17 protein-coding genes and 2 tRNA genes are annotated in these 25,052 nt (G+C 45.4%); 15 read left to right on the forward strand and 4 right to left on the reverse strand.

The genetic code is table 11. From position 1 onward, the window contains the following. Nucleotides 1-225 precede the first annotated feature (225 nt). From ACJV2T_RS01900 to ileS, 9 genes are all read left to right on the forward strand, one after another. A complete protein-coding gene (locus tag ACJV2T_RS01900; RefSeq protein WP_419398979.1) occupies nucleotides 226-3,219 on the forward strand; it encodes a hypothetical protein in 2,994 nt (997 codons plus the stop codon). After that, nucleotides 3,216-4,961 (forward strand): SpaH/EbpB family LPXTG-anchored major pilin, encoded by a 1,746-nt coding sequence (locus ACJV2T_RS01905; protein ID WP_419398980.1) that lies wholly within the window; start codon nucleotides 3,216-3,218, stop codon nucleotides 4,959-4,961. The genes ACJV2T_RS01900 and ACJV2T_RS01905 overlap by 4 nt, the downstream gene beginning before the upstream one ends. A gap of 93 nt (nucleotides 4,962-5,054) precedes the next feature. Next, nucleotides 5,055-6,107: a class C sortase gene (locus ACJV2T_RS01910; RefSeq protein ID WP_419398981.1), complete on the forward strand. Its 1,053-nt coding sequence runs from the start codon at nucleotides 5,055-5,057 to the stop codon at nucleotides 6,105-6,107. Nucleotides 6,108-7,080: 973 nt separating this feature from the next. After that, nucleotides 7,081-7,154 (forward strand) — tRNA-Lys (locus ACJV2T_RS01915). 120 nt (nucleotides 7,155-7,274) lie between these two features. Then, nucleotides 7,275-8,630: an exodeoxyribonuclease VII large subunit gene (xseA, locus tag ACJV2T_RS01920; protein WP_419399082.1), complete on the forward strand. Its 1,356-nt coding sequence runs from the start codon at nucleotides 7,275-7,277 to the stop codon at nucleotides 8,628-8,630. Between the two features lie 80 nt (nucleotides 8,631-8,710). Beyond that, a complete protein-coding gene (locus ACJV2T_RS01925; RefSeq protein WP_415683393.1) occupies nucleotides 8,711-9,043 on the forward strand; it encodes an exodeoxyribonuclease VII small subunit in 333 nt (110 codons plus the stop codon). Between the two features lie 281 nt (nucleotides 9,044-9,324). After that, nucleotides 9,325-9,397, forward strand: a tRNA-Arg gene (locus tag ACJV2T_RS01930). Nucleotides 9,398-9,602: 205 nt separating this feature from the next. Then, nucleotides 9,603-9,743, forward strand: a complete 141-nt coding sequence (locus ACJV2T_RS01935; protein WP_419398982.1) for a hypothetical protein — start codon at nucleotides 9,603-9,605, stop codon at nucleotides 9,741-9,743. Nucleotides 9,744-10,065: 322 nt separating this feature from the next. Further along, nucleotides 10,066-13,488, forward strand: a complete 3,423-nt coding sequence (gene ileS, locus ACJV2T_RS01940) for a mupirocin-resistant isoleucine--tRNA ligase (protein WP_419398983.1) — start codon at nucleotides 10,066-10,068, stop codon at nucleotides 13,486-13,488. Nucleotides 13,489-13,580: 92 nt separating this feature from the next. Here ileS and ACJV2T_RS01945 read toward each other — a convergent pair whose 3' ends face one another. Beyond that, nucleotides 13,581-13,784, reverse strand: a complete 204-nt coding sequence (locus ACJV2T_RS01945; protein WP_415683395.1) for a hypothetical protein — start codon at nucleotides 13,782-13,784, stop codon at nucleotides 13,581-13,583. Between the two features lie 332 nt (nucleotides 13,785-14,116). On the opposite strand from ACJV2T_RS01945, the gene ACJV2T_RS01950 reads away from it, so the two are divergent. The 5 genes from ACJV2T_RS01950 (at nucleotide 14,117) to murI (ending at nucleotide 20,703) form a co-directional block, all read left to right on the forward strand. Beyond that, nucleotides 14,117-15,049, forward strand: a complete 933-nt coding sequence (locus tag ACJV2T_RS01950; RefSeq protein ID WP_415683396.1) for an ABC transporter permease — start codon at nucleotides 14,117-14,119, stop codon at nucleotides 15,047-15,049. Beyond that, a complete protein-coding gene (locus ACJV2T_RS01955) occupies nucleotides 15,046-16,236 on the forward strand; it encodes an ABC transporter permease (protein WP_415689273.1) in 1,191 nt (396 codons plus the stop codon). The genes ACJV2T_RS01950 and ACJV2T_RS01955 overlap by 4 nt, the downstream gene beginning before the upstream one ends. A 172-nt stretch (nucleotides 16,237-16,408) precedes the next feature. After that, a complete protein-coding gene (locus ACJV2T_RS01960) occupies nucleotides 16,409-18,115 on the forward strand; it encodes an ABC transporter substrate-binding protein (protein ID WP_415683398.1) in 1,707 nt (568 codons plus the stop codon). 6 nt (nucleotides 18,116-18,121) lie between these two features. Then, a complete protein-coding gene (gene nikE, locus ACJV2T_RS01965; RefSeq protein ID WP_419398984.1) occupies nucleotides 18,122-19,867 on the forward strand; it encodes a nickel ABC transporter ATP-binding protein NikE in 1,746 nt (581 codons plus the stop codon). A 62-nt stretch (nucleotides 19,868-19,929) separates the two neighbouring features. Further along, nucleotides 19,930-20,703 (forward strand): glutamate racemase, encoded by a 774-nt coding sequence (murI, locus tag ACJV2T_RS01970; protein WP_419398985.1) that lies wholly within the window; start codon nucleotides 19,930-19,932, stop codon nucleotides 20,701-20,703. Between the two features lie 379 nt (nucleotides 20,704-21,082). Here murI and ACJV2T_RS01975 read toward each other — a convergent pair whose 3' ends face one another. Next, nucleotides 21,083-21,730 (reverse strand): vitamin K epoxide reductase family protein, encoded by a 648-nt coding sequence (locus ACJV2T_RS01975; protein ID WP_419398986.1) that lies wholly within the window; start codon nucleotides 21,728-21,730, stop codon nucleotides 21,083-21,085. 175 nt (nucleotides 21,731-21,905) lie between these two features. Here ACJV2T_RS01975 and ACJV2T_RS01980 point away from each other — a divergent pair, with 175 nt between their 5' ends. Further along, a complete protein-coding gene (locus ACJV2T_RS01980; protein WP_415689420.1) occupies nucleotides 21,906-22,763 on the forward strand; it encodes a PHP domain-containing protein in 858 nt (285 codons plus the stop codon). A 202-nt stretch (nucleotides 22,764-22,965) separates the two neighbouring features. On the opposite strand, the gene ACJV2T_RS01985 is transcribed toward ACJV2T_RS01980, so the two are convergent. Together ACJV2T_RS01985 and ACJV2T_RS01990 are read right to left on the reverse strand one after the other, a co-directional pair. Further along, a complete protein-coding gene (locus tag ACJV2T_RS01985; RefSeq protein ID WP_004105154.1) occupies nucleotides 22,966-23,184 on the reverse strand; it encodes a DUF3107 domain-containing protein in 219 nt (72 codons plus the stop codon). Nucleotides 23,185-23,304: 120 nt separating this feature from the next. Then, on the reverse strand, nucleotides 23,305-25,041 hold the full coding sequence (locus ACJV2T_RS01990) for a phosphotransferase (RefSeq protein WP_419399083.1): 1,737 nt from the start codon (nucleotides 25,039-25,041) through the stop codon (nucleotides 23,305-23,307). Nucleotides 25,042-25,052 lie beyond the last annotated feature (11 nt).

The raw sequence follows: 25,052 nt of genomic DNA on the forward strand, positions 1-25,052 counted from the left end.
ACTATACAAAAATCCACTATTTTGCGAATGTTATTTTGCGAATTGTATTCGAATGTTATTTTTCTATGGTTGCGCATGGACTTGCAAAATGCCTAGGGGGGGGGGTATAGTTGCAAGCACTGTGTCTGCAATTAAGAGAGGTTTTTGCAGCGTTGTGTGGTTTTTGATTTTGTAATGATGACTACGCAAATTTTGAGAGTTTGAATTTAACGAAGGTGATTAGAGATGTTTCCGCAACGTAGTCGTAACAATCTTTCTAAGATTATGCGCGTAATTTGCGGTTTCACGTCCTGCGTGCTGACTCTCGCAACTCTCGCGATTGTGCCTGTTGCTTCGTCGAGTGCATCAACCGAAGAAACAACTAAGACTTCGAAAAGTGCTGATTCTGTGAAGGATACCGGTGCTGCGGAGCAAGGGGATAAGAAGGCTGAGCCTAAGACTGAGCAGCAGCAACCTGGTAGTAAGTCTGAGAAACATACTTCTGTAACGACTAATACAAATCCTCAAAACGAAGCTTCCGATAAAGATAAAAAGGCTAATCAAAACAGTAAAAGTAAAGAAGCTAAAGACGCTGCTGAATCTGCGCAAACTGAAAATCACGAAAACAGAAGCCCTGCCGACAATACCGAAAACAGCGCGCAATACTATAATCCTGCATATCCAATGGATTATCCGAATGTATTTGCTGGTAATTTGTCTACAAGTGCAAAGAATAAGTCTGGTACGCCTAAAAGCAGGAAAATACGTAAAAATAAAAATGTTAGAGTTGGATATCTTCCTGCTGGCACGCGGTTCGAACTTATAAAAGCAAATCCTAGTGATAAAGAAGACGCGTACGACTGGGCTAACTTTGAAGGTGAGCAATGTGCTGCGTCAGGCGATAATACGTCTGGTAATAACGCGTCGAGCAATAATGCATCTGGCAATAATAAACAGTGCAAGAAAACGAAAGCTATTCCAGAAGGTGTTTCAACTCCATCAAAATATGGTGTAATCACATTTAGGCCAAGTAGGTGGACCAAAGATGGGAATTATAAAGTGCACGTACTTGTGCACTATCCTGATGGCACTACTTCCGATGATGCAAATGCTGGAAATAGTAAAGGTGGTAAGCCTTCTCCAGTTTATGCAAATGTAGTTGTCACGCGATTTGATCCTCACGATAGTGATTTGCAACTTTCAATAATTAGCAAAGACAAAGAAGATTTGAAATATGGACAGTCCGATAACTCAGATTTAGTGTTAATGGCTGGTCAAAAGGTTGAAAAAACTACTTTTGATTCTTCTGCGCATCTTGGCATAGGCAATATTAATCAGCGTGTGATTTGCTATGAAAAGAATTCTGATGGCAAGCCTGTCGATGGAAAATACGAATCTGGTGGAATTAACGGGCTTACGTTAGATGAAAAAGACGTAAAAGTTTGGAAGCATGCCAGTTACGATCAGCAAAAGAAGTGCTTTGACGATCCTGCTAACGGCTGCAAGATGGCTGACTTCCTTTATGACGATTACGTCTACAACGAGTATGTTAAAACACATCCGAATTTTGAGCCTAAGAGTGTAAACGAGCGCACAGTAGGGCAGTTTAAGGGAACTGTAAATAAAACCGGTGATTTTGTGTGCAAAGTTTATGCTTTAAGAAATTCTGTTAAAGATGACGGCGTGCAAGACAAGCAAGATGATGCTTTAGTAAAGAAGTTTGATCAAATAGCTGCAGAAAAACACAATAAGATTGATGAAATTGATTCTGCGCTAAAGCAAGATGCTTTATTTAAGTCTGGAATTACTTGGGAAGCTAAAACTTTGAACATTACTGTTCGCAGAATGTCTTATTATTATCAGCCTTATTACGGTGATGGAATTGATACGCTACCTGGTAAAACTCAAGCTTCTATTGTACCGCTTAACCAGTGCGGAGTTGGCAAAAATTGCAGTAAGCAATTAGCTAGGACTCGTCATCTTCCTGACGGAACTTGGTTTGAAATAGCAAATTATCCTAAGTCGACTGAAGAATTACCTGATTGGGCTTCGTTTATTGACGATGAAGATGACAGTGATCAAAGTAACAAGCCTAGCGAAGCTGGGGGTAAAGTCGGAAAAGATAGTAGTGATGGTTCCGGCGCAGTGTATGGAAAAATTACTGTAAGAATGAGCACTTGGATTAAAACAGGGTATTACTATGTGCCAGTGGTTGCGCATTATCCTGATGGCTCTTCTTCAAAGGATGAAGATTCCAGTAACGAAGGCAAGCCTATCTATTTGAAAGTCTCAGTCAACAATTCTCCACGGATTAATAATGATGATTTAAAGTTACGTGTGACGACCGAAAAAGCTTCAGCTGATGGTGAGTCTGACTCGCAAAATGACGATTATGGTGATGTAGATCCAGACCAGGGCATCACAATGATGCGCGGAATGCGCTTTTTGAATCCGTATATTGATGCGTGGTCATTGCGTGAAGTGGGTAAGAAAATTTCGTTAAAAGTTTTGTGCACTAAGGTGAGCAAAGCTGGCAAAGCTAGCAAAGACGGCACTGCTAACGCTAGTGGCTCTAGTGGTGCGAGTGTTTGGTCTAGTAATGTTGATGGTTTGACTGCTCCTACGGAGAATCAAATTCATAAATGGGATCATATTAAAACTGTTGCTGAACTTAAAGGTTGTGAGAAGAACCCAGCTTCGTGCGATGCAAAACGTACCCTATTTAGGCGAGATGTTGAAGCTAGTGATTGGGATGTGTATAACCCGTTCTATGCAGTCGAACGCACGGATTCGATTATTGGCGGTGCGCCTAAAGAAACAGGCGATTACCAGTGCGTTGTGTATGCGTTGAAGCCGACGGCGCTCAAAAAATATGAAGATGCTGTTGCTGCAGCAGGCGGAGAAAGTAAAGCAAAAAACGGCGATACTCTTCTTAATGGCATCACTGGTCTCGAAAAAGGCAAGGACTGGACGATGACCGCGGTCAAAATTCACGTTGTTGAGCCTTTTAGACTGCCAAAGACGGGATTCGCAGGCTGGAACATGATTCTTAGCGTTGCTACAACGATTTTCACAAGTCTTATGGTTCTTGCGTTTGCTCTCGACCAAACACAGTGGGGGCGCGCATTTATGAAAAATTTTGTGTACCAAAATTCTGCTCAAAAGGTCAGTGAAATAGCTGTTCAAAAGGGCACTGAAGTATCTGCTCGCAAGGGCACTGAAATAAAGGAGAAGAAATGAATAATTTCACAAAACGATGCGTCGCCGCATTCGCCTCGCTCGCAATGGCTGGGACGCTGTGTGCGGCGGGTGCTGTGACAGTGTCCAGCGTTGCGTGGGCTAGCAAGCCTGTGGTGAATCCGAGTGGTGGTAGTCAGCCTAAAGGCGGTAAGACTGGTTTTGATACTCCATCACAAGATGCAGTGCTTAAGTCAGCGCCATGGGAGCTTGAAGATATTGATAAGAATGCAACTTATTCCCTCACTATTTTCAAGTGGAAGTACGAGGTTGACTCAACCACCAAAAAGCAGAAGAAGTCAACTCCTGTTCCTGGTGCAGAATTCACTGTAAAAAAGGTGACGAAGATCGACGGTAAGGATATCGATTTAACTCATTACGCAGATTGGGTTAAGGTTGCCAATAATATTGATGGTCTTAATAAAGGCACTGCTACTGGAATAACCACTGAAGCTGTTACTGGTGGTACAAAAAATACTGATGATAATGGTGTTGCGAAATTCGATCTTAAAATCGGTCTGTATCAAGTTACAGAATCAAATCCTCCAAAGGGCTTCTCCGCAGCCGAATCCAAGCCATTCTATATGACAATCCCAAGGATTGAGAAGGATAAACAAACCAACGCAGTGGTCTACAACTATGCTCCATACGCTGATCCAAAGAACAAGGATTTGAGCAACAGCGTTAAGAAGACTGCGGATACTTCTAAGACTGTTGGCGCTGGCGATAAGATTTCCTACACCATTAGCGCTGAGCTTGACAAGATGAAGGCAGCGGATGCTGATGCTACAGCTCTTACTGCCGATGATTTTAAAGGCTATTCTGTAGTAGATCTCGCTCCTGCAAATGCTTTTACTACATACGATGCTAGCGTTGTCACGAGAGTTATCGTTGGTACGGATGAAGAGAATAAAACTAATACTGAATTGAAGAATGAAGATTCAACAAAGTATTATGAAGTCGGTACAGTTACGGATGTTGCTGCAGTGACTTCTGGCAATAACCAAGACGTTGCTCGCAAGAAGATTCCTATTACTTTCACTGAAGAAGGTAGGAAGAAGCTTGCTAAAGCTGCAAACGACAACGCTGGTAATGTAGTAAAGGTATTTGTTACTTTAGAGTTCACTCTTGCTGGTTCGGATGTTCTTGGCAGCAGCACTGTTGCTAACAAGGGTGGCTTAATTCCTTCGCACACAACTGGTAATCCAGACGTTGTTGAAGGTAAAAAGTACAAGGAAGTGAAGTTCTCAAAGTTCAAGATTAAGAAGGTTTCTTCTACGGATCAAAGTCCTCTTGAGGGTGGAAAGTTTGTGATATTTGCCAATAAAACCGATGCACAAGCTTGCGCTACAGCAGTTAAAACAAATACCGATGTAGACTCTAAGTGTGGTACTAGTAGTCCTCGCTCAGCTTTTGGAGAAAAAACATCAGCAAAAACCAGTGGTTTGACTGAAGAATATTCTGTAAAGCGTGATGAAGATTTCTACATCGTAGAAACTGCTGCTCCAGACGGATACATCCGTAATCCTGATGTTGTTACAACTAAGGCAACTATCGCTGATGCAGAATTCACATTCCAGAATCTTCCTACCAAGGATAAAGGCTTCTGGTTCAACCTTCCAAAGACCGGTGCTGCTGGCGTAATCATCTTCGCAGTTATCGGCATGTGCTTCGTTGGTTCCGGATTCTTTGTGTACATGCGTCGTCGCAAGAAGGAAGAGGAGCAGGCTAAGCTCCGCGCTTAGTTAATCCCTTTCTTTAAGCATTAACGAAAATGGGGAGTCGGGCGCGCGTTAACTAACGCTTTCCCGGCTCCTTGTTTATTTATTGGAGGAATCATGAAGCTAGCTGATTTTACAGAGTCTGCTCGCGCGCTATTTAAACGGCTGACTCGTATGCGCGCTAATAAGTCCTCCAAAAGTGCGCATGATTCCGCAAGTGCGCAAAATACGCAATCATCACAAGAGCAATCTTCCCCAAAACCAATGTCCACACTTCGCAAGCTGACTGAGCCGATTGCGCTTGTTACTATTGGCATTTTGTGTTTCAGCTATCCTGTGGTTTCTACTTTGGTCAACAATCATGCTGCCAAGGAACTCTCAATCGAGTACGACAAATTAAATAAGGAAAAGCCTAAAGAAAATCGCGCGGAAATTTTGCGAAAAGCGCGTGAATACAACGCTCGCCACAAGGCGATTATTAGCGCGGACCCGTATAACGGCAATAACGACTACATGGACACTCCCGAATATAAAGAGTACGAAAAAGTGCTTAGCGAGCCGATGGGGATTATGGGCATTGTGAAAATACCGAAAATTGGCGTGAGACTGCCGATTTACCACGGAACTACTCAAGATACTCTCGCAATGGGTGCGGGGCATTTGTACGGCACGGATTTGCCGGTGGGTGGCAAAAGCAGGCACACGGTTGTTACGGCGCATACGGGTATGCCGGATGCCACGATGTTTGACGATTTAAACACGCTGAAAAAAGGCGACTACTTCTATTTTGATGTGCAAGGCAAAACTCTTCGGTACAAAGTGTTTCGCATAAATGTGGTGGAGCCGAACGATATTCGCTTGCTGCGGCGCGAGAAGGGGCGCGACTTGGCGACGCTGATTACGTGTACGCCGTACGGAATTAACACGCACAGGCTGCTCGTGACGGGGTATCGCGTGCTGCCGGATCCTGCAAACGTGCCGGGTGACCATATGCAGTGGCCGTTGTGGATGACGCTGTTTGTGATATCGATGGTGATGTCTGCGGTGTTGATGGCGATGATGCTGGTTGCGTCGTTGCGAAAGAAGAATGGTGTGAGTAGTGTGCAAGGCAGGCATTTGCTGGCGGTTTCGCGCAAGATGTTGCGTAAGTTGCGCAAACGACCTGCCTGAGCGCATATCGTCGCGTGCTTGCGTGGTTTTGGCTTGCGAATTTCTTGCGTGGCTGTGTGAGATAGGAATTTCTTTTAGCCGTGGCGCGAGTTTTGGGGGATTTCTTTCCTCGCGGGCGCGACGATCTGCTTTCGCGCAGCATTGCGCGCGCGAAAGCAACTCGGAGCGTGAGCTTGCTCAAGTTGAAAGCACGGTGTGCTTTCAACGCAAGCTCAGTAGCGAACGCGCTTTGCGCGTGAGCGTTCCTTCGTCGCTTTATTCTTAAACTTTTTTAACGATAAGCTCGCGTTTTATTACGCTCGCTTACGAAACTCGCGTTGGAAGTCCACTGGACTTCCAACTTTAGCGAGTTTCCGCATTGAAGTGCCTTCGCGCGCTACGCTTTAAGCGCTCCGGCAAGTCAATGCGCAGTCCTCTTTTATTGCTCGTAAAGAAATCCCCCAAACTCTGCGTGATAATTCGTTAATAACCGTGTCTATCGCAGAGATTTTTCGATTTTTCTTCTTCGCTTGGCGAATCAGCAGCCTGCGGCTCTGACGTTCGCCGCGCTCAGTGCGAAAAATCTCAAATCTCTACCACACTGGTATTCGTACCTCTCAAGCAACACCCACCCATCGCTACTAGTAAAACCGCTAGTGTTCTTTGGTGTGGTAGGAGTGCTTGGTATGGCGTGTGCAGCAGCGTGAATGCTAGTGTTCGTTAATCAACAGGAATCAGTGTCTGCAAAGCATTGGTGCAAAGCTTCTTTGGTCGTCAGATTGTGCTTTCTTAAGAAATAAAGAAAGCACAATCGTTTGCGCTCCGACGTTGAAAGCACACCGTGCTTTCAACATTGAGTCGTCGCTACCGCATTGTGTCGCTTTTCGCGCTACGCTTGAGCGAAAAGCGAGTCAATGCGACACGCCGGCTTGCGCTCGAGCTCATTCTGAGTATAGTAGTTACTCGGTTCGCGAAACGAACCAAGATAACCAACGCCCCTTTAGCTCAGTTGGTTAGAGCAGCTGACTCTTAATCAGCGTGTCCAGGGTTCGAATCCCTGAGGGGGCACAAGCAAAACCCAAGCTTTACAGCTTGGGTTTTTTCGTATCTAATCTCTCCGCTACGCACATGCAACAGCGCGCGTTTGTCCCTCTTTGCAGTCAAGCTGGAAACATGACCTCGTCAAATATGATGCCGCAATTATTTCAGGATGATGCCCTGCTTGAACAGCCGCAACAACAACCACTGCTTACGCAGCAGCAACCGCTTACTCCGCAGCAAGCTCAGCCGCGCCAGCTCCCTCTAAAAGCTGCCGACACGACTGCAGAAAACCCGTGGCCTGTTGCAATCTTAAGCCAAAAGTTCCACAGCGCCGTAGAACGATGGCCAGCAGCGTGGATTGAGGGCCAAATCGTCGAAATCAACATGCGCCGCGCGTCTTCCGGTTACATCACTCTTCGCGACAGCAATGAAGAAGTGTCGATTTCCGTAATGGGCTTCAGCAATTTCGTGCAGCAGGCGCGCGAACTTCGCCAGGGCGACCGCGTAGTCGTTCACGGCAAGGCGGATATTTGGGTGAAAGCCACGCGTTTGAGCTTCGTTGCAGACGAAATCCGCCGCGTCGGTGCCGGTGACTTAAAAGCGCAAATTGACGAGTTGCGAAAAAAGCTTAAGGGCGAGGGCTTATTTGACGCTGAAAATAAGGTTCCGCTGCCGGAATTTCCTAAGTGCATCGGACTCGTGTGCGCTCCTCAAGCTCGCGCGGAGGGCGATGTTATTACGAACGTGAATTTGCGCTGGCCTGTTACGCGCTTCAAAGTTATTCACGCGCACGTGCAAGGCGTGCAGTGCCCGGCGGATATTATTGCCGCAATCAAGCAGCTCGACGCGGACCCAGAAGTTGACGTTATTATTATTGCTCGCGGCGGTGGCAGCTTTGAGGATTTGATTGGTTTTTCGGACGAAGGCGTGGTTCGCGCTACTGCTGCGTGCGTGACGCCGATTGTGTCTGCAATCGGTCACGAGGACGATTGGACGCTGATTGATTTGGCTGCGGACATGCGCGCTTCGACTCCTACGGATGCTGCAAAGCGCGTTGTTCCGGACGTTCGCGAGCAGTGGCAGCTTATTGATAACGCGTTGCAAACTATGCGCATGCGAATTTCTGCGCGCGTCGACAATGAGATCCGCCTCGTTGAGGGTTATGCGAATCGCCCGAGCCTTACGCGCCCGAGCACTATGCTTGAGCCGCACGAGCGCTTGGTTGAGCAGGCTGTTGAGCGAATGCGTCACGGTTTGGTGAGACTTCTTGACGACGCGAGCTTGACTGTTGAGAAGGCTCACGCGAGCTTGACTGCGTTGAGTCCGCAATCGACTTTGAATCGCGGGTATGCTGTTGTGCAGCTCAGCGGTGGGCGAGTGCTTGACGACGCGGCTTTAGCGAAAGTTGGCGACGATATGACAGTTACGCTTAAAAGCGGCGTGGTGCTTGGCAAGGTGACTGGAACAAAAGTAGCTGGAACGAAAGTAGCTGGCACAAAGTAGCTGCCGGAAAGCCGAGTAAAAAGTCAAGTAAGTAATTTTTTAGATATTTTAGATATTTTAGATACAACGAAAGGTTAGATATGAGCGAGAAAGTAACGAAAAAAGCGGAAGAAGTAGCGGCAGAAAGTAACGAAAGTGCAGAATTTGCAAGCACGCTTACGAAGGAAGAGCGCGCTGCGATTGAGGCGATGCCGTACGAAGAGGCTCGCGAAAAGCTGGTTCAGGCGGTTCAGGCACTGGAAGCTGGCGGTTTGACGCTGGATCAGTCCATGCGTCAGTGGGAGATTGGCGAGGCGCTGGCAAAACGCGCGCAGGGTTTGCTTGCCACTGTTCGCGCCAAGTTGGACGCGGCGCAGGCGGAGCAGTCGGCGACGGCGGCTACAGCCGGCACGCAGTCGAATCTTGAGGATTAAGCGCGTAGCCGACTTTTTCTTTACACTCGCGTAAAATTTTTGCCGTTTTTTGCCGGTTTCCCGACCGAAACTTTACGCGCCTGTAAAGTTTTTGCCGTTTTATCGCCTTAATCCAACCGAAACTTTACACGGCTGCGCAGTTTCTGCCGTTTTTTCGCGCGCAAACGACTTTTTCTTTACGCGCCTGTAAAGTTTCTGCCGTTCCGATCAGTCGCCTAGCCTAAATTGTTGCTCGCATAATTGTGCGCGAATCACGCCATGGTGTATAATTGCCATTTGTTGCCTCGGTAGCTCAGTGGATAGAGCACCACTCTCCTAAAGTGGGTGTCGTCAGTTCGATTCTGATCCGGGGCACTTTTATGTGTGGATGTTGTGCAGTTTATATTTGTGCAATGGTGTTGTGTGCTGTGTGTAGTTTGCCTATTTTTTTGTTGACAAACATTAGTTTCTTTTGTAAAATCGAAATGTGATGAAGCCAGGCAGTGTCTGGTTCGCAAAGAGCCAATCAAGTAATTGATTGGCTCTTTGCGCATCTAATAGCGGGGGATTGGTGGGGATTATGGTTATTTATAAACCGAACGAAGCAACGCTTAAGGCTATGAATCACGCTAATCAAATTATAGATGGCAAAATTTCTGAAGATGGCATTGTTTTTAGCAATGCTAATGAAGCTAAAGCATTTTTGGATAATATGTCATGAAAATTATTCGCGAGTCGCGAGATCCTTCCTAATGTTAGGGGATAGTGTTAGATTATTTCTAACTTAAGCGATGATCCGTTATCGGCGGGGAGTTTTCGGAAGAACGGCGAGGATTTGTAAGGTTCTCGCTTATTAGAACCGACGGGGTTGGCCCGTACAGCCAAACACGAGAGGCTATGAGAATAGTTCGATTGCGTTACGCACTTGCGTTACGCATTGCGCTACACGTTACGTAATCATCTTATAGCAAGCGAGGTGGTACCGCGGCAGTAACTGTCGTCCTCGCAGGGAAATATTCACCCTGTTGAGCGAGGAGAGCACAGTGAGCGAATCCACTAATCCAGCAGCAAACGCGTCCGAAAATACGTCCGAAAATACGTTCGCAAATCACGTATACCCAAAGGTAAGTGTTTCAACATCAACGCAAGAAACCGCCGGCGCGCAAGTTGCACCAAATCCTTCCTTCCCAAAGCTTGAAGAATCAGTTCTCCAATACTGGGATGCAAACAACACTTTCCGCAAGTCAATCGAATACCGCCCGTCCGGCAAAGGTAGCCAAAACGAGTTCGTGTTCTTCGATGGCCCTCCATTCGCAAACGGTCTTCCTCACTACGGCCACCTGCTCACAGGCTACGCAAAAGACGTCGTTCCGCGCTATCAGACTATGCGCGGCCGCAAAGTAAACCGCGTTTTTGGTTGGGATACTCACGGTCTTCCTGCAGAGTTGGAAGCGCAGAAGGAGCTCGGCATCGAGTCGGTTGAGCAAATCGAAAAAATGGGCATCGCAAAGTTCAACGATGCTTGCCGTGCCAGCGTTTTGAAGTACACGAAAGAGTGGCAAAACTACGTGCATCGTCAGGCTCGCTGGGTTGATTTCGAGCGCGGCTACAAAACGCTGAACATTCCATACATGGAATCCGTAATGTGGGCATTTAAGCAGCTTTACGATAAGGGCTTGGCTTACAAGGGCTATCGCGTGCTTCCGTACTGCCCGAAGGACCAAACTCCACTCAGCGCGCACGAGCTTCGTATGGATGCGGACGTTTACCAGAATCGCCAGGATACAACCGTTTCCGTCGCTGTCAAGCTTCGCGACGAAGCCGACGCTTACGCAGTATTCTGGACCACTACTCCTTGGACTGTGCCAACCAACTTCGCAATCGTAGTTGGCGCAGACATCGACTACGTGGAAGTTCGCCCAACTGAAGGCAAGTTTGCTGGCAAAAAGTTCTATATCGGTAAGCCTTTGCTCGGCTCCTACACTAAGGAACTTGGCGAAAACTACGAAGTTGTGCGCGAACTTAAGGGCGCGGAGATGGCTGGTTGGCGCTACTACCCAGTATTCCCATACTTTGCAAGCGAATCTGCGCTCGCAGAGGGTGGCACTCCTGGTCCTAACGCTTTTACGATTTTCACAGCAGATTATGTCGATACCGCTGAAGGTACTGGTCTCGTTCACCAGGCTCCTTACGGCGAGGACGATATGAACACGCTTAACGCGCACGAAATTCGCAGCGTTGACGTGCTCGACGCAGGCTGCAAGTTTACAAGCGACTGCCCAGATTACGAAGGCTTGTACGTTTTTGATGCCAACTTGCCAATTTTGCGCAACTTGCGTGCAGGAGACGGTCCGCTTGCTCAAATGCCGGAAGATCAGCGCGCGTTGCTATTCCAAGAAAAAAGCTACGTGCACAGCTATCCTCACTGCTGGCGTTGCGCAACTCCGCTTATTTACAAGCCTGTTTCTAGCTGGTTTGTGTCTGTTACGAAGATTAAGAAGCGCTTGCTTGAACTTAATCAGGAGATTAATTGGATTCCTGGAAACGTTAAGGACGGCCAGTTTGGTAAGTGGCTTTCTAACGCGCGCGACTGGTCGATTAGCCGTAACCGCTTCTGGGGCTCGCCAATTCCAGTGTGGGTGAGTGACGATCCAAAGTATCCTCGCGTAGACGTGTACGGTTCGTTGGAAGAGCTTAAGGCTGATTTTGGCGACTATCCTCGCGATGACGACGGCAATGTGAATATGCACCGCCCGTATATCGATCGCCTTACTCGTCCAAATCCAGACGATCCTACTGGAAAGTCGCAAATGCACCGTATTACGGATGTTCTCGACTGCTGGTTTGAGTCCGGTTCCATGCCTTTCGCACAATTCCATTATCCGTTCGAAAATAAGGAATTCTTCGAAGAGCACTTCCCATGCGATTACATCGTTGAATATATTGGTCAGACTCGCGGCTGGTTCTACACGCTTCACATTATGGCTACGGCGCTTTTCGACCGCCCAGCCTTTAAGAACGTGATTTGCCACGGCATTGTGCTTGGTTCCGACGGCCAGAAGATGAGTAAGCATTTGCGCAATTACCCGGATGTGAACGGCGTTTTCAACGAGTACGGTTCGGACGCAATGCGCTGGTTCCTTATGTCTTCGCCAATTTTGCGCGGTGGCAATTTGATTGTTACTGCAGACGGCATTAGGGATACGGTTCGTCAAGTTATGCTTCCTGTTTGGAGCTCGTATTACTTCTTCACTTTGTATGCGAACGCTGCAAACGGTGGTAAGGGTTACGATGCTCGTCGCCTTCGCGCGGATGAGGTTGCAGGACTTTGCAACATGGATCGTTATTTGCTTGCTCGCACGCGTTTGCTTGTTGAGCGCGTAGAAAAGTGCTTGAACGAGTTTGCGATTAGCGATGCTTGCGCAGCAGTTGGCGATTTTATTGACGTGCTTACGAATTGGTATATTCGCGGCAGCCGTGACCGCTTCTGGAATGAAGATGAGACTGCTTTCAACACGCTTTACACTGTGTTGGAAGTGTTCATGCGCACTATTGCTTCTCTTGCTCCTATGGAAGCTGAGGCTGTTTGGCGCGGTCTTACCGGTGGCGAATCCGTGCATTTGGCTGATTGGCCTTATTTGGTGGAGCCTGAAATGCTTTCGGATGGCGAGAAGAACCCTAAAGCTGGCGAAGTAACCGAGCTTGGTGCTGTTCTTGCGCATGACGACGCTTTGGTTGCTGCTATGGATAAGGTTCGCGAGGTTGTTTCTTCTGCGCTTTCGCTTCGTAAGGCGGAGCAGTTGCGCGTGCGCCAGCCGTTGGCAAACTTGACAGTTGTTGCAGAAAATACTGCTGCTGTAGAGCCTTACGAGCAGGTGCTCGAGCGCGAGCTTAACGTGAAGAATGTAACATTCTGCACTTTGGAAGACGCAAGTAACCACGGTTTGAAGATTGTTCACGAGCTTAAGGTGAACGCGCGCGCTGCTGGTCCTCGTCTGGGTAAGCAAGTGCAGTTTGCTATTAAGTCTTCTAAGAGTGGCGATTGGCGAGTTGACGAATCTGGCGCTCCTGTTGTTCAGACTCCAAACGGCGAAGTTGCGCTTGTTGAAGGCGAATATGAACTTGTAAATCGCGTTGAATCTTCGGATGCTCAAGCGGCTGCGAATACGGCTTCTGCTGCAATGCCAACTGGCGGTTTCGTTATGCTTGACACTGCTTTGACTAGCGATTTGCTTGCTGAAGGTTACGCTCGCGACGTTATTCGCGCTGTTCAGGATGCGCGTAAGGAGAACGGTTTGGATATTAGTGACCGAATCGCTTTGACTTTGAGCGTGCCAGCTTCGGACGTTGCTAAAGTTGAGCAGTTCCGCGATTTGATTGCGGAGGAGACTTTGGCTACGAGCTTCGAGGTTGTTGAGGCTGATTCTAACGCAACTGAGCTTAGCGTAACTCTTAAGCGTGCGTAAAACACAACTAACAGCTAATTAACTAAACAAAACGTGCCGGCGTACAATTCAATACGTCGGCACGTTTTTGTTTTATCTCTAGTTTTATTTGACTACCGTGTTGTAGCTACTCTAAAGAATTTCATTATTCTCAATATCCATTCAGGCATAATAAAAGTGACGTGCTTTTGTTCGTTCGAGTGGTTCTCTATAATTGGATGCTCTAAATCAAAGTATTCAAGTACGTCTTCACCGTTATCGAATTTTCTATCAATTTCTTTTCCGCTTATCTCTTTACTTTTTGTGGTGTTTTTCATAATATTGTTCCTCCTTCTTTCGTGATCTTCTTACAGAAATAATACGAATTCATATTCAAAATTCGTCTTCATTTTTTATAAGCTATTTTAACCTAAAAGTATTAATCTGAAGCTATTTTTTGATTAAGTAAGCGTAATCGGCGCTCTTGCATCGGTTTGCTTTTTCACGCTACGCTTTGAGTGAAAAAGCAAGGCGATGCGACACCCCGTTTTCTATGGGTTCCTATAGTGTCGATAAGACAACAATACAAATTTTTACTCGATTTGTATTTTGCGTTAATTTATATTGCATGATATTCAAAAAGAAAGTGCAGGTGACGAAATGAGTAAAGATGAGAAGGGTCGGTGTATTTCGTTCACGCTATAAGCGTGATTCATCTAGCGTCACCGTTCCTACTGGAAATAATTCTGGCATTATTGCAGGAAGTATAATTATTGCAATATTCGTGATTTTGGCAATTTTCGCCGATGCTTTTACTGCAATCACTGGCAATAATCCTTATGATGAGCATCCAGAATATTTAGATTTTAATTCTGTTCCAAAAGGCTTTGGTGGAATTAGTTTCCAGCATTGGTTTGGTGTTACGCCACTTCGTGGTCTTGATATTTTTGCAATTGTGGCTCATGGCGCTCGCGTATCTCTTGGAATTGGTATCGCTTCTACCATAATATCGCTATTTCTTGGCATCATAATCGGCATGATTGCAGGGTATTTCAGTGGTTTTGCTGATGCTTTGCTTTCGCGCACAATGGACGTGTTCTTCGGATTCCCGTTCTTGATTTTTGCGATTGCTTTATCTGCTGTTGTGCCACAAGATTTTCCGCGTCCACTTTTGCTAATACTTGTTTTAGGATTTTTTGGTTGGCCAAGTATTGCTCGTTTAGTTCGTGCTCAAACTCTTACGCTTAAATCCCGCAATTTTGCAGTTGCATCTCGCGTAATGGGAGCTGGTACGTGGCATGTTCTTCGTGAACAAATAATGCCAAATATGATGCCGTTGTTGCTCGTAAATATAACGTTCCTTATTCCTGGACGAATTGGAGCTGAAGCTGCGTTGTCTTTCCTTGGCGTTGGTATGAATCCGCCTTCTCCTTCGTGGGGTCGCGCTATTGCAGAAGCTGTGCAATGGGTTTTAGTTGACCCATGGTATTTACTTTTCCCTGGAATTGCACTGTTCTTGCTAACTTTCGGTTTTAATCTTGTTGGTGACGGTTTGGCCAGTGCTCTTCAGCCGCGAGCTTCCAAAAAGGCGGTGACGGAATGAGTAACAAGCAAAATACTCAAAATACTCAAAATACGCAGAATGCGCAAAGCGCGCAACAAAATATAATCAATACGCAGAAAATGAGCAGTAATCAATCTGCTGCCAATTCGCGAATAATCGGCAAGATTTTCGATTTTCTTGTTTTTATTGGCAAGCGTTCAGCAAGCTCGGTACTTGTTTTAACACTGATTGCAGTTGTATTATTCCTTATTTTCTTTATGCTTCCAGCGAATCCTGCGCAACTAGCTTGCGGAAAGCCGTGCACTCCTGAGCGTTTGGCTCGAGTTTCCGCATTTATGGGCACGGACGCGCCTTGGTATGAGCAGCTTGGAAACTATATTCGTGGCATATTTTTTGGACGAGAATTTGGAACTAATTCTGCATTCTCAGGAATTTCAGCAGCTGGTGCTGCCGGTGCTGCTGGTGCTGCTGCTGGTGCCGGTGCTGCAATTATCTGCTCGTCTCCATGCTTAGGCTGGTCATTCACACTTAACGAACCAGTCACAGATCTTATTATGAGCCGTTTTGCCGTGACAGCTTCTTTGGCGATTGGCGCTGCATTACTTTGGGTAATTATTGGTGTAGTAACCGGAGTGATTTCTGCTTCTAAAGAAGGATCGCTTTTTGATCGTGCATTTAGAGCGCTTTCTTCAGTGGGGATTTCGTCTCCTGCTTACCTGATTGGTATGCTTGCAATACTTGCTTTTGCAGTGTATTTGCCGATTTTCCCTACAGGCGGTTATGTGAATTTTTCGGATGATCCTTTAGGTTGGCTGCAGCATTTGCTACTTCCGTGGATTGTTTTGGCGCTTCTTAACGCCGCTTATTATACGCGACTTACTCGTGCTCATATGCTTGACGAGTTGCAACAGGATTATATGCGCACTGCTTTGGCTAAGGGTATGCCGCGAACGAAAGTTATAACTCGTCACGCTCTGCCTAACGTAATGCTTCCTGTGCTAACAATGTTTGGCTTGGATCTAGGCGGTTTGCTTGGCGGTGCTGTGATTACTGAGAGAGTTTTCTCTATGCAAGGGTTGGGTTCGTTACTTCTTGATTCTGTTAAAAATCTTGATTTGCAAGTGCTGGTTGGTGTGACGCTTTTTGCGGCTGCGCTTGTGATTGTTGCGAATCTTATTGTTGACATCTGTTATCGCTTCGTCGATCCTCGTGCCGCAGTCTGTTAGTGCTTTTCGAGTGCAATTGTTAGTGGGAGAGTCCTAGGCGCTTGCGTTTGCTTGATGCTGATTGTGTCAGCTCGCTCACTTTTTTCAAGTTAAAAAACGTTAAATAGCGTATGCGCGAGTTTTAAAGAATTAAATTTTAAATAGAAAAGATTAAAGAAATAAGGGGATTATTATGTTCATTTTCAAAAATACGATTTCAAAGAAAATTCTTGCTTCAACAGCAGCTTTTTCACTACTTACAATTTCGCTACTTTCACTTTCAGCTTGCACAAATTACAACTCTGGGAAAACCAGTATTACGAACGCTTCCGTGCTAAATTCTAATCCTAAAAAAGGCGGAACTCTTACAATATTTACGTCAAATACGAATATGAATTTCGATCCAGCGCGCAGTCAGGGTTTGCCAATTACGTCAAATAATTTCATCTTTCGCGCGCTTACTACTTGGAAAGTAAATCCGGATTTAAGCAAGCAAACGCGCGTAGTTCCAGATTTGGCAACGGATACTGGCACAACAAGTGACGGCGGAAAAACTTGGAAGTACACTCTTAAAAAGGGTGTTAAGTATGAAGATGGAACCGAAATCACTTCGCACGATATTAAATTTGGCATTGAGCGCTCGTTTGCAGATTCGTTAAGCGGTGGTTTTGGATATCACAAAACTCTTCTTGTTGGAGCTGAAAACTATAGAGGACCATTCGACGGAAAGTCGCTTGATTCGATTGAAACTCCAGATAATCAAACGATTATTTTCCATTTGAAAGCACCTTTTGCAGATTGGCCGTGGGTGACATCTTTGGCTGCATTTGTGCCGGTTCCAACTAGTTCAGGCGATGCTCAGACATATAGTAAAAAGCCGAAATCTTCAGGGCCATACAGGATTGTGCAAAACGAAGTTGGAAAGCAAGTTGTAATGCAACGCAATAAGTATTGGGATCCCAAGCTTGACAGCACTCGCACAGCTGCTACAGATGAAATCGTGTGGAAACTTGGTTCGGATACTACTGTTTCAGCTCAGTCTATGATTCAAGGAAATACGGATACAAAAACCGCATTTTTGGCTGATTTTGTGCCGCCTGCTCAGCTTGCGCAAGCTCAAGCGCATCCTCAATCTCGCAAGTTGCTAACTACTAGTAGTGATGGTGCTCTTGAATATTTGGCTATTAATACGCGCAGAATAACGGATATCAATATTCGAAAAGCGATTCAGTATGCTGTTGATAAGCAGTCGTATCGCACTGCGAAGGGCGGCGAAATTGCTGGAGGTTTTGCTACTACGCTTATTACGCCTGGTATTTCTGGCCGAAAGCAGTTTAATTTGTATTCTGAAGATCCTCGCGGGAACGTTGAGAAAGCTAAACAACTGTTGAAAAAATCAGGTAAAACTGATATTAAGTTGAGCCTTATTGCGCGTCCGGATCAAACGCAAGTGGCGTCTTCTGTGCAATCAAGCTTAAAGCGAGCTGGTATTAAAGTGACGATTAAAACTGTTGACGCAGTAAACTTTACGGACGCAATTACGTCAAATTCCGGAGATTACGATTTGGCTTTGGCTTCGTGGCAGCCTGATTTTCCTTCTGCTTTTGCCAATTTGGGACCGCTTTTTGATTCTTCGCAAATTGGCGGCGGTAACTGGAATATTTCTCGTTATTCGAATCCTAAAGTAGATTCTTTAATTCGCGAAGCTGTGCAAACTGTTGACGAGAATTCGGCGCATAAGCTGTGGCAAAAGGCGGATCGCGCTATTATGGAAGATTCTCCTGTTGTTCCGCTTATTTACTCGCATAACACGTTTATTCATGGAAGCAGTGTTGAGAATTTCTACATCGGAAGTTTTCCTGCTTACCCTAATTATGCAGCTGTGTCTTTGAATAGGTGATTGAAGATGACGAATTTGGATGCGCAAGCTTCATATGCTCAAGCTTTGGATAATGCTGTTTCAGATGCTCAATCTTCTGATGTACAAGCTTCGGATGCGCAAGCTTCAGATGCGCGTAAAAAAATTGTTATAAGCGTTGAAGATTTGTCGGTTTCGATTGATGGTAGGCAAATTACGCGCAATGTTTCTATGCAATTGCGCGCCGGAATGGTTTCTGCGTTAGTGGGCGAGTCCGGTTCTGGAAAGTCACTTACTGCGCTTGCGCTTATAGGATTGCTTGAGAATAATGCGCGTGTTGAAGGGAATGCGGCGCTTTTTAACGCTTCGGATACTAACGAATCTTTTATAAATTTGCTTAGCGAAGATGCCCCATATGAGCATATTCGCGGTGGCATGATTGGCATGATTTTTCAGGAGCCGTCCAGTGCGTTTAATCCTGTGAAAACAATTGGCAAGCAAATAGAAGAAGCGCTAATATATCATCCTGAAAAAGCAGGAAAACTTAGCCAAAGAGAGCGTAAGAAGCGTGTAATTTCGCAGCTTCTCGAGGTTGAGTTGAGTGATGCTGAGCGCGTGTATCGTTCTTATTCGCATGAGCTTTCTGGCGGCCAACTTCAGCGTGCGATGATTGCGATGGCTTTAATAAATCGTCCACAAGTTTTGATTGCAGACGAGCCTACAACAGCGCTCGACATCACAACGCAACGAGATATTTTACGTCTTATACGTAATTTGTCGGAGAAATTACATCTTGCTGTGTTAATTATTACGCATGATATGAGTGTTGTGCGCGCGCTCGCGGATGAAATGTATGTAATGCAAGGCGGGAATATTGTGGAATCTGGCGAAGTTCAGCATATTTTTGCGAATCCTAAGCACGAATATACGCGAACTTTGCTGGATTCTGTTCCGAAATTTGATATGCAATATGCTTCAAGTGGTGATTCTTATGAAAGTATAGAAGAAGTAGCGAAAGCGATTGCTAAGAATATTTCTAATAATATTGCTGAAAATATTTCTAAGAATATTTCTGAATCTCCAGAATCTGAATCTCCAGTAGTTGAAGTTCAAGGCGTAAGTGTGAAGTATTCGCATGCTCGTTTTAGCAAAGATTCAAATAAGCTCGCTCTCAGTGACGCAAACTTGCGCATTAACTCTGGCTCTACACTAGCTTTAGTTGGGGAGTCTGGGGCTGGAAAAACCACTATTGCAAAGCTTATTTCTGGGCAAATCAAACCAAATTCTGGATTAGTGCTACTTAATGGAGAAAACTTAAACAGATTAAACAGTAAAGCTCGCCGCCAAGCATTATCGCGAATTGGATACGTTTTTCAAGATTCAGGTTCCGCACTAAATCCGCGTAAAACCATTGGTTGGAGTATTGCAGAACCATTACTTTTACACACGAATCTTGATGCCAATGAGCGTTTAGAGCGCGTTGAAGAAATGCTTAATCAAGTACAAGTGCCAGTCGAATTCGCAAACCGTTTTCCTCACGAGCTTTCCGGAGGCCAAAGACAGCGCGTAGGTATTGCGCGAGCGTTGATTTTGCAGCCTTCTCTGCTTATTGCGGATGAGCCAACTTCTGCGCTTGACGTAACAGTGCAACGTCGTGTACTTAACTTATTACATGATTTGCAACAAAAATACCGTTACGCATGCTTGTTTATTACTCATGATGTTGGCGTTGTGCAGGAAGTTGCTAGCGAAGTTGCCATAATTAGAAATGGCAGCGTTCAATATATTTCGTAGTATGTTTTCCTAGTATGTTGAGGCTCGCCATTACGATAGTAAGCGTTTTTAGGAGGTAGCTTATGGCATCGTCGGCAGCAATTGGTGTGTTTGATTCGGGGCTTGGAGGCATTTCCGTAGCTTGTCAGTTGCATGCTGCTCTGCCGCATGAGCGAATTGTTTATTTCGGCGACTCTGCAAACGCGCCATACGGCATTAAAACTCCTGAAGAAGTTAAAAAGCTAAGCTTTGCAATTGTCGAGCATTTTATTCGCCTAAATGTAAAAGCTGTCGTAATTGCCTGTAATACCGCCACTTCCGCAGCTGTGAACGATTTGCGCGCGCATTACAATATACCTATCATAGGTATGGAGCCGGCGCTTAAATTAGCTTGTGATTTGGGCAAAGGTGAGCCTCAGCGCGTAATCGTAGCTGCAACTCCTCTTACTCTTCGCGAGCGCAAGTTTGCGGATTTGCTGCAACGTTTTTCGCAAAATAACACGATTTTTTCGCAGCCTTGCCCCGATTTAGTGCGTATTGTTGAGCGTGGGGAGCTTAATAATCGTGATGTAGTTTTTGCTGCTCTTCACAAGTATTTCGACGAGTATGATTTAGACAGTATTGATTCGGTTGTGCTTGGTTGCACTCATTTTGTGTTTTATAGGGATTATTTCCGCGAGTTTTTGCCTGAGCGCACGAATATTGTTGACGGCAACGAAGGAACTATTAATCATTTGCGCAAAATATTGGAACTTAATAATGAGCTTGCAAGCGATTCTCAAGAAGGCAGCATAACTCTTACTAATTCGGATACAAGCTTGCGTATGCAAGAACTTGCGAAGAGCTTGTGCAATTAATCTTATAGTTTATATTGCAATTTGCTTAATGTGGTGCGAGTTTCGGGGGATTTCTCTCCTCGCACGTCCCGTCCTTCGTCGCTTTGGCTGTTAGAGGTTTTGTTGTCTGCTTTGTTCTTAAGGAATGTTGCTTCCTCAGTCCTCTTTTAGTGCTCGTAAAGAAATTCCCCAAACTCTGCGTGTTTAATCTTTAATAACCTCGTTTTATCGCAGAGATTTTTCGATTTTTCTTCTTCGCTTGGCGAATCAGCAGCCTGCGGCTCTGACGTTCGCCGCGCTCTGTGCGAAAAATCTCAAATCTCTACCACACGAATATCCACACAACTGAATGTCAACGTAATCAATCTGTAAAATAAACTATAAATTAATGACTAGCTTATCAAAAAATAACTTTAGAATATTGGCACAAAATCAAAGTAAGCAATGCCGCAACCCAAAGCACGTCTATTAGCAAGTCGTATCGCAAACGGTAGTAGCTTTCAACCAAGCGGAAACGCTTAACAAGCAACTTTTGCGAACTTACGCTTGCGTGAGTCAACGATATAAATTGCATTGTTGTGGAGAACATAAGCACAATGCACCACGGGCATAACGCGTGAATTACGAACATAGATTGCGAAAACAGCCAGTAAGCATAGGCGAGCGCGCATAATCCGCCAAGCCAAGTGCAAATTGCGAACCATCGCGGCACGCGTACGCGAATCATTCCAATAACTGCGAGCGTTACGAATACGCTTTCTGCAGCAATTCCAAAGAATGCATTTGGGAAGCTTAATTCGCCAAATTTCACAATTTCTGCCTGCCAAGTTTGCGCAACTCTAGAGCAGGATACTACGGTGTTGAAGTCGCAACTGAGCAGCTTATTAGGTTTGCGCGCTAAAGCAAGAGTTTCAGCAGAAAGTATAAGCGAAGTTACGAGCGCTACCGCAGAGAAAAATAGCATAACGCCATATGTCCATACTGCAGAGTGCCTCCATCCGCTAAGTGTTGTTTCATAGTCTTCTTTAGCGGCGTCAGTTTGCTCCATTGCTGCTCCTAAAATTTACTAATTGCGAACAATGCTAATAATAACAAATAATAGCAAATAATTATGTGTGTATATTCATTTCTCGTTACATGGCACAGTTTACGATGATTATATGACCGCAATAAGCAACAACCAGCGCGACGCATCAAATCATGCTAGCGATAGCAACTCCAGCATGATGAGTTTTGCGCGCGAACGCTGGGATTTGCACTGTCATACTGTTTATTCAGACGGCACTGCAACTCCAGAAGATTTAATTACGCAAGCTAAAATCGTCGGTTTGCAAGGTGTTGCTATTACTGACCACGATACAACTGCAGGATGGCATGATTTTCAAGAGGCTGCTAAGGCTTCGAATATGCCAGTATTATTTGGTTCGGAGATTACTGCGCAAGACTCAAGCGTGTTTGTGCACATGCTCGCATACCAGTACAATCCGCAAAATAGCATGATTGTGAGCATGTTTGAGCTTACTAGGAAGCGTCGTTTTGATCGCACAAAGCGTATGGTTGAACGTATATCGTGCGATTTTCCAATTACTTGGGATGACGTTTTGGCTCAAGCGAAGCTCGGTGACTTAACTACAATCGGGCGGCCGCATATCGCTGATGCTTTAGTAAAAGCTGGCGTGTATAAAACGCGTTCTGAAGCTTTTGCTGGGCCTATTTCTCCGTGCAGCCCGTACTATATACCAACTCCTTCTCCGAATGTTCGTGAAGTTATTGAGGCTGTTAAAGATGCTGGAGGAGTTGTTGTTATTGCGCATCCTGCTGATCCTACGCGTAACCGCGTGCTTCTTTCGGACGATCAAATTATATCGTTTGCTAAAGCTGGTCTTGACGGTTTAGAAGTGTATCATCGCGGAAATTCTAAAGCGCAACGTGAAAGACTGCTTTCTTTAGCGAGTAAGTGCGATTTGCTTGTGACGGGCGGCTCGGATTGGCATGGCTATGGTAAGCCAAATCGCTTGGGCGAAGAAACAACAAGCCGCGAAGTAGTATCGGAAATACTCTTGCGCGGCTATAAGCTCTAAAATGTTGCTGTAAAGTTTTTGCCGTTTTTTCGCACGTAGCCGGCTTTTTCTTTACACACGTGTAAAGTTTCTGCCGTTTTATCGCCTTAATCCGACCAAAACTTTACACACGTGTAAAGTTTCTGCCGTTTTTTAGCGCGTAGCCGGCTTTTTCTTTACGCTCGCGTAAAGTTTCTGCCGCTTTTAGCGGAATTTTGCTATTTTAGTTGAGTGCGCCGAAGCCTACTGAATGCTTTGGCGTATCGCCGATTAGCGCATAAGACAGCGACGAAGCTGAGACCATAATAGTGCGCCCATTTACGTCCGTAAACTCAAGCATATCCTTGGAATCGTTAATCACTTTGCGCACTTCTTCTGCACTTTGGTTGGTTTCAAAATCGATGGAATCAGAAACGTTTTTTACTCCTAAAACAACTCGCATGCATGCTCCTTTTGCTTTATTTTTTATGCTATTTATCGTTTTAATTAGTACTTAGTATCTACTTCAGCGTTTACTTCAGTATTTACTTCATTTAATATTTAGCATTTTTGTGTATTTATTTTAGTCTAAGTCTGCTTGTGCGTCGCGCATCGCTCGTTCTTCACGCTCTAGCAGAGGGATGATTACGGTTTCTGGTTTATCGTAATCTTCTCGCGTATTTTTTTGTGCATCTTCAGAAAGTTTTGAGTCCGAAGAAGTATTTGAGTCCGAAGAAGTCTCGTTTGCGCTATCAACCTTACTATCGCTTTCAGCTATAGCTTCATCCTTACTCTCAGCAACCTCAGCGCCACCAGCGTTACTAACGTTTTCAGGCTTATCATTAGCATCGCTATCAGCAGATTTACTCATTGCAGTTTGCACAATAGTTTCCGCGGTTTCGTGTGCTGTTTGAGTTTCTACATGAGTAATTACTTGAGTTGCTGTGTCGTCAGCGAGTTGTGCTGCTTTTTCAGCTTCCTCAGCGTTAGCTGCGTGTGTGCCAGCATACTGAACTTTGCGCTCATGAGTATCGTCGCTTATAGTTTTGTTGCTATCGTAAGTTTCGTCTTGAGCGTTATTTAATTCAGTATTTCCTTCTGAAGTAATGTCTCGCTCATTAGTTTCGTCGCTATTTCCAGCGTTTAGTTGATTTTCAGCAGAATTATTCTTAGAAATTTGGCGACTTTGCGTATTGTCATTTTCAAGAAGCGTTCCGACTGTAATAGTCGAGGCAGGATTTCCTGCAGCGCGACCAGTTTTAGCAGCTTGTGCATTGCTAATACGACTAAGCTCGTGCGCTAAACGCTCAACTTGAGCCTTAAAACGCATAATACTGGTGTTATCTGCACGTTGCAAAGCTTGAACAAAATCGCCAACTTGTTCCATTTGCAGCCACAAGTTTGCGCGAAGCATAATCAAACTATCTAAACGAGAACCCATAATTCTACCGTATGCAGAAAGCACTGCGTTTCGGCGCTGCTCGTTAAGTTTTGCAAAAATCCAAGCCAAATCGCGCGCAGGATCGTTAATTTGCATTCTTTGCCAATTTGTTACAGCAGTAATCGTTGAGCCGGCAAACAAAATGTCGCCATCCATAAAACCGCCGTGTACTGGGCAAGTTTCAAATGACCACAATCCTTCAGTTTCCAACACTCTCGACCAACTGTCAGTAATTTCGGTTGGAATATGACCGGCTTGACGAAGTCTTTTAATCCAACCGGTTAACTGTGCTCGAATCTGACCAGTAGTAAAAGCAGGGTATTTTCCGCGCGTCACAAAAGTAGGACGCAAGCGATGAATAGCGCCGATTGCAGTTCCAACATTTGCGCAATCGTCGGTAGTGAGAAGACGCAAGTCGCGAGCGCTACCTTCAAGATGCTCGCAAACAAGCACAGTGTCTTCATCGTTGTCGTTGGCAATAATGCTTGACATTCGTGTAGATTGCTGTTGCGTAGGTTGCTGCTGCGCGTATTGCTGTTGTGCATATTGCTGAGTGCCAGCAACTGTAGAATTTCCAGCGCTTACATTATTTGCAACATTTCCAGCGTTATTATTGGCATCTTCGCGTTTTCCTGGCATAAACGTGAGCATAGTGTCGTAGGCGAATCCCAAAGCTGCCAAATCTTTACTGTGCTCAAGAGTCCATGCTGCACGAGCTCGGTCACGCAAACGCTTGCGACCTTTACTATCTGCACTGATAAAAACGTCGTAAAGTTTACCGGAAATATCTTGCACAACGGCGTGAGAAATTCCAGCCGCGGTATCAGTGGCATTAACTTGCTCACTTTGGCGTGTTCCTGCAAACTGTACTTCGGGCATGGCTGCAGATG

The organism is Gardnerella phocaeensis (assembly GCF_048545075.1).
GTDB lineage: Bacteria > Actinomycetota > Actinomycetes > Actinomycetales > Bifidobacteriaceae > Bifidobacterium > Bifidobacterium vaginale_J.